This is a genomic window from Geminisphaera colitermitum TAV2 (assembly GCF_000171235.2).
Classification (GTDB): domain Bacteria; phylum Verrucomicrobiota; class Verrucomicrobiia; order Opitutales; family Opitutaceae; genus Geminisphaera; species Geminisphaera colitermitum.
The window spans coordinates 1-5,624 of record NZ_ABEA03000026.1 but is presented as its reverse complement, the minus strand read 5'-3'; the positions used below and the strand labels follow the sequence as shown (position 1 = coordinate 5,624).

Sequence of the window (5,624 nt, the reverse complement as noted above, 5' to 3'; positions counted from 1 at the left end):
CGTTCATGGCTGGCAGGAACGTTCAGCGTTCAACGTTCAGCGCTCAACGTCCAATTTGCAGGCTGGCCGGGGCTGGCTGGTTGGTTTCAAGCCAGCGGATGTATTTGCGGATGCCGTCGGCGGGAAGGGTGGCGGGGGCGTAGCCGAGGAGACGTCGGGCTTTGCTGATGTCGGCATAGGTGCGGGGGACGTCGCCGGGTTGTTCGGGCTGGCGGCGGATGAGGGCGGGGCGGCCAAGGGCGTTTTCAATGAGGGTGACGAGTTCGTTGAGGGTGGTGGTGGCGGATTCGCCGAGGTTGAAGATTTCGAAGGTGGCGGGGGGGAGGGTGGCGGTGCGGCGTCCGGCGGCGAGGAGTCCTTGGATGATGTCGTCCACGTAGGTGTAGTCGCGCGCGGTGGTGCCGTCGCCGTAAAGGTCGATGGGGCGGCCGTCGCGGATGGCGGCGGTGAAGCGGGCAATGGCGAGGTCGGGGCGTTGGCGGGGGCCGTAAACAGTGAAGAGGCGCAGGCAGAGGCAGCGGAGGCCGTGAAGGTGGGCGTAGTTGGAGCAGAGTTGCTCGGCGGCGAGTTTGCTGGCGGCGTAGGGGGAGAGGGTGCGCTGGATGGGGTCGGTCTCGGCAAAGGGGGTTTTGGGGTTTGCGCCGTAAACGGAGGAGGAGGAGGCGAGAATGAAGTCGGGGACGTGGTGGGCGCGGCAGGCTTCGAGGAGGTTGAGGGTGCCGTCGATGTTGGTGCTGAGGTAGAGGCGGGGGGAGTGGATGGAGGGGCGGACGCCGGCGCGGGCGGCGAGGTGATAGACGGCGTGGATAGGGTGGTGGGTGGCAAAGGTGCGTTCGATGGCGGCGGGGTCGCGGATGTCGGCTTGCACGAGGGCGTCGAGTTGGTCGCGGATGGGGGCGAGGTGCGCGTGTTTGAGGGCGGGGGGGTAGTAGTCGTTGAAATCATCCAGCACGACGAGGTGGTGGCCGTCGGCAAGGAGGGCTTCGCAGAGGTGCGAGCCGATGAAGCCGGCGCCGCCTGTGACGAGGATTTTTTGGGGGGTGCGCGGGGGAGCGGTGGGATGGGCTGGTCGGGCGGGTCGGGCGGAGGTCACTGGGAAAAAGCTGAAACGCTGAAAAGCTGGATGCTGAAAGGCAATAAAGGAGAGTGTCCTCAGTCGCGGCTTCCGGATGGGCGGCGCTTCGCGCCGTCGGCGGGTCAGGAGACCCGCCCTCCTTAATGAGGGAAATTTTGGTTTCGGGGCCGTAAGCCGGATTATGTTCGCCGTCCTCCGGGGGGAGGACGGGTGATCGCCATTTCTCTAGCGGACTCGCGCCCGCTCCAGTCCTTGCGGACTGATGCGGCATACCCGTGGCTTAAGGGCGGGCCACCCAGCCACCTATTTTGCCTTGCACCGGACGGGGTTTTTCGTGCCGCCGGCATTGCTGCGCGACGCGGTGGGCTCTTACCCCACCTTTTCACCCTTGCCCGACCGAAAAACGGTTACCCGTTCGCCGGTCTGGTGGTTTGTTTTCTGTGACACTCTCCGTCGGTCGCGCCTTGACGCGCGCCGCCCGCACTTGCCTCCGCCTTGCGGCCTCGGCTCGTGCGGCGTCCTGCCCTGCGGTGTCCGGACTTTCCTCTCCCATGCTGCAAAGAACATCGGAGCGACGATCTGGCCCCGAAACCAAGCGCGCAGCATGTCCCTCCCCCGCCGCCGAAAGCAAGCAAGCCTTGCCATCCCCCGTCACCTCGCCGGAAATCCTCTCCTTTTTCCGCCGCCCGCCACTCATGTCCGCCTCTGCCAACAACGACAAAAACAAAACCCCCAAGCTTGAATCGTCCGAACCGGCGGCGAAGCCGTCCAGCCACGCGCATTCCATGCCCGCGGGCGAGATTCCCGACTGGGTGCCGGATGGCGCGGATGACAATCAGGCTTTCGCCACCCGCATTATTCAGGGCACCGGCAAGGGGGGCGTCGTGCTCACCGCTGACGCAGCCACCGCCGCCCCTCGCCGCCGCGTGCTCTCGACCGACGACTACGAACGGGGTGTGCTTGAGCGCAATCCCACCCTGCTGGGCCGCGCCATCACGCTCATCGAGAGCAACGCCGCCCACCATCAGGAGCAGGCCCAGCAGCTCCTTGCCCGGCTGCTTCCCCACACGGGTCGCGCCAAACGCATTGGCATCACCGGCATTCCCGGCGCGGGCAAAAGCACCTTTATCGAGGCCTTCGGCACCCACCTCACCGGCCTCGGCCACCGGGTCGCCGTCCTCGCCATCGATCCCTCCAGCTCGCTCACCGGCGGCAGCATCCTGGGCGACAAGGTGCGCATGGAAAAGCTTTCCCAGCACCCCAACGCCTTCATCCGTCCCTCGCCCTCCGGCGGTTCCCTCGGCGGCGTCGCCCGCAAGACCCGCGAGGCGGTCCTTGTCTGCGAGGCCGCCGGTTACGACGTGGTCATTGTCGAGACCGTGGGCGTGGGGCAAAATGAGGTCACTGTGCGCTCCATGGTCGATTATTTCCTCGTCCTCATGATCGCCGGCGCGGGCGACGAAATGCAGGGCATCAAAAAGGGCGTCATCGAGATGGCCGACACGCTCGTCGTGAACAAGGCCGACGGCGACAATCTTCCCCGCGCCACGCTCGCCCAAGCCGAGATGAAGCGCGTGCTTCACATCCTGCGCGAGCACACCGCGGGCTGGACGGTGCCCGCCTTGCTCGCCTCCTCGCTCACCGGCGCGGGCGTGCCCGAAGTCTGGCAGACAACGCAAGCCTACTTCGACGCGACCACCGCCAGCGGCGCCCTCGACGAACGCCGCCGCGCCCAAGCCATCGAGTGGATGCACACGCTCATCAACGAAAGTCTCCGCAGCCGCTTCTACGCCTCGCCTGACGTGCAGGCCCGGCTCCCCGTGTTGGAGCAAGCCGTGGCCGATGGCCGCAAACCCGTCCTCGCCGCCACACTGGAATTGCTGGGGGACAGGAGCTAGAGCATTTCCAAGAAAGTTGTAGCCTTATCCTATCTGGTAGGGAGGCCTCTCCGAGGCCTCCGAAACCACGCTCCAAGCACCTATGAATTTCGTATCCTCTCACCACGCTCACGGAGGCCTCGGAGAGGCCTCCCTACCATTAAGACAACGGATACACATCAACTGAAAATGCTCTAACAGGGGCGGGAAACGAAGAATTCTGATAACTTGATGGGACGCGGAGCATTGTGGCGCGGGCGTCTCGCCCGCTGTAGGGGCGTCGCTTGCGACGCCTGCGCACGCCATTTGAGGCCACGTCCTGCATACGCGGGCTTCGCAAGCGAAGCCCCTACGCGTGGCGCGGGCGTCCCATCAATCAGATCGCCTTGAACACGACTGCGGCGTTCTGGCCGCCGAAGCCGAGGTTGTTGCTCAGGACGACCTTCACCGGCTTCTCACGCGCCTGGTTGGGCACGTAGTCGAGATCGAGTTCGGGATCGGGTTCGTTGAGATTGATCGTGGGCGGGATGATGCCGCTGGTGATCGTCTTGACGCTGATAATGCTCTCAATGCCGCCAGCCGCGCCGAGCAAGTGGCCGGTCATCGACTTGGTGGAACTCACGGCGAGTTTTTTGGCGTGGTCGCCAAACACACGCTTGATGGCGAGCGTCTCGAACTTGTCGTTGTAAGGGGTGCTCGTGCCGTGGGCGTTGATATAGTCCACTTCCTCGGGGGCGATGCCGGCGCTCTTGAGAGCGCGGGTCATGGCCATGCCGAGTCCTTTGCCCTCCGGGTCGGGCATGGTGATGTGGTGGGCGTCGGCCGTGGCTGCGTAGCCGCCGAGTTCACAATAAATGCGAGCACCGCGTTTGCGGGCGTGTTCGAGAGATTCGATGACGAGGACGCCAGCGCCTTCGCCCATGATGAAGCCGTCGCGTCCGAGCGAGAAGGGACGGCAGGCGGTGGCGGGGTCGTCGTTGCGCGTGCTCATGGCTTTCATCGAGCAGAAGGAGGCAAAGGCAAAGGGTGTCACCGCCGCCTCCGCGCCGCCGGCAATCATGACGTCAACGTCGCCACGGCGGATCATGTGCATGGCTTCACCGAGGGCGTGGGTGCCAGTGGCGCAGGCGGAAACGAGGCCGAAATTGGGGCCGCGCGCACCGATGTCGATGGCGACCATGCCGGAGCACATGTTGCCAATGAGGGCGGGAATGGCGAAGGGCGAAACTTTGCGCGGACCGCCGTCAAAAAGTTTTTTCAACTGGGTCTCGTAGGTGAACATGCCGCCGATGCCGGAACCGATGACGACGCCGACGCGGTCGGGGTCTTCCTGAGTCATGTCGAGCCCGGCGTCCTTGACGGCCTGACGGGCGGCGCAAAAGCCGAAATGGGTGTAGCGGTCCTGACGGCGCGCGTCCTTCGGGTCCATGTGTTCTTCAACGTTCCATCCCTTGACCTCGGAGGCGATCTGGGTCGCAAAGGGCGAGGGATCGAACTGCGCGACGCGGTCAATGCCGTTGCGGCCGGCCGTGACGCTTTGCCAGAAAGATTCGGCATCGAAGCCGAGGCCGTGGATGGCTCCAAGACCTGTGATCACCACACGCTGGTTGTCGGGGAGGTGTTGCATAAAAGGGTGAAAGGGTGAGGGAGGCGTGGCGGAAGGGAAGCCGTTTTTTTTTGAGGGCAAAAATCAAAGTGGCGCGGGCGTTCCGCCCGCTTGGGAATAGATTGCGGGCGTTCCGCCCGCTTGGGAATAGATTGCGGGCGTTCCGCCCGCTTGGGAATAGATTGCGGGCGAGACGCCCGCGCCATTTTGAACCTCAATCTTACTCCAGCCCGAAGACGGCGCGGGAGTAGTTTTCGGCGTTGAAGGGTTGCAGGTCTTCGGGCTGCTCGCCGAGGCCGAGGAAATAGATGGGGAGCTTTAATTCGCGCCAGATGCCCACAATCGCGCCGCCACGCGAGGTGCCGTCGAGCTTGGTCACGACAAGGCCGGTCAGGCCAAAGGCTTTGTGGAAGACTTTGGCTTGTTCGATGGAATTGGTGCCGAGCGAGCCGTCCACGACGAGCCAGGCGTGATGCGGGGCGGCGGGGTCGTTTTTCTGGAGGACGCGACGGATTTTCGCCAGTTCCTCCATGAGGTTGCTCTTGGTGTGGAGGCGTCCGGCGGTGTCCACTATGAGGTAATCGGTGCCGCGGGCTTTGGCGGCCTGCCATGCGTCGTAGGCAACGGCGGCGGCGTCGGCTCCGGTGTGGCTGGCGACAATGGGGAGGTCGAGGCGGGTGGCCCAGGATTTGAGTTGTTCGACGGCGGCGGCGCGGAAGGTGTCGCACGCGGCGAGGAGGACGGTTTTGCCGTCTTGTTTGAGGAGCCAGCCGAGTTTGGCGGAGGTGGTCGTTTTGCCGCTGCCGTTGACGCCGATCATGACGATGACGGTGGGGGATTTGGCGGCGAGCGCGGCGGGGGCAGGCGCGAGGGCGATCTCGCTGCCGACGAGGGCGCGGGTGAGGACGGCGGCACCGATGCGGGCGGCGTCCTGGCCGCGCAGGTCTTTGTCCTTGCGATGGGCGGTCTTGATTTCGGAGAGGATTTCCTCGGTGGTCTCGACGCCGAAGTCGGCGGTGTAAAGGGCTTCTTCGAGGGTTTCGAGCGAGGAGGCGTCAATGGAGCG

Annotated in this window: 4 protein-coding genes and 1 other RNA gene; 1 reads left to right on the top strand and 4 read right to left on the bottom strand. The window is 64.6% G+C overall.

The annotated features are described in order from the left end of the window. Positions 1-43: 43 nt before the first annotated feature. Both OBACDRAFT_RS03520 and rnpB read right to left on the bottom strand, forming a co-directional pair. Positions 44-1,093: an NAD-dependent epimerase/dehydratase family protein gene (locus tag OBACDRAFT_RS03520; protein ID WP_052361015.1), complete on the bottom strand. Its 1,050-nt coding sequence runs from the start codon at positions 1,091-1,093 to the stop codon at positions 44-46. A 137-nt stretch (positions 1,094-1,230) separates the two neighbouring features. Next, positions 1,231-1,666: RNase P RNA component class A (gene rnpB / locus OBACDRAFT_RS24915), an RNA gene on the bottom strand. Positions 1,667-1,860: 194 nt separating this feature from the next. Here rnpB and meaB point away from each other — a divergent pair. Beyond that, complete coding sequence (gene meaB, locus OBACDRAFT_RS03515) at positions 1,861-2,973, top strand: methylmalonyl Co-A mutase-associated GTPase MeaB (RefSeq protein ID WP_043582834.1); 1,113 nt, start codon at positions 1,861-1,863, stop codon at positions 2,971-2,973. A 355-nt stretch (positions 2,974-3,328) separates the two neighbouring features. Here meaB and fabF read toward each other — a convergent pair whose 3' ends face one another. Both fabF and ftsY read right to left on the bottom strand, forming a co-directional pair. Then, positions 3,329-4,579, bottom strand: a complete 1,251-nt coding sequence (gene fabF / locus OBACDRAFT_RS03510) for a beta-ketoacyl-ACP synthase II (protein ID WP_043582832.1) — start codon at positions 4,577-4,579, stop codon at positions 3,329-3,331. A 199-nt stretch (positions 4,580-4,778) separates the two neighbouring features. After that, positions 4,779-5,624, bottom strand: an 846-nt coding sequence (gene ftsY, locus OBACDRAFT_RS03505; RefSeq protein ID WP_043582830.1) for a signal recognition particle-docking protein FtsY, incomplete at its 5' end; no start/stop codon positions are given.

What these genes read in the sequence shown, in the direction of transcription:
- fabF (WP_043582832.1), bottom strand. Translation starts at nt 4,579, where the DNA reads ATGCAACACCTCCCCGACAACCAGCGTGTGGTGATCACAGGTCTTGGA.
- meaB (WP_043582834.1), top strand. Translation starts at nt 1,861, where the DNA reads ATGCCCGCGGGCGAGATTCCCGACTGGGTGCCGGATGGCGCGGATGAC.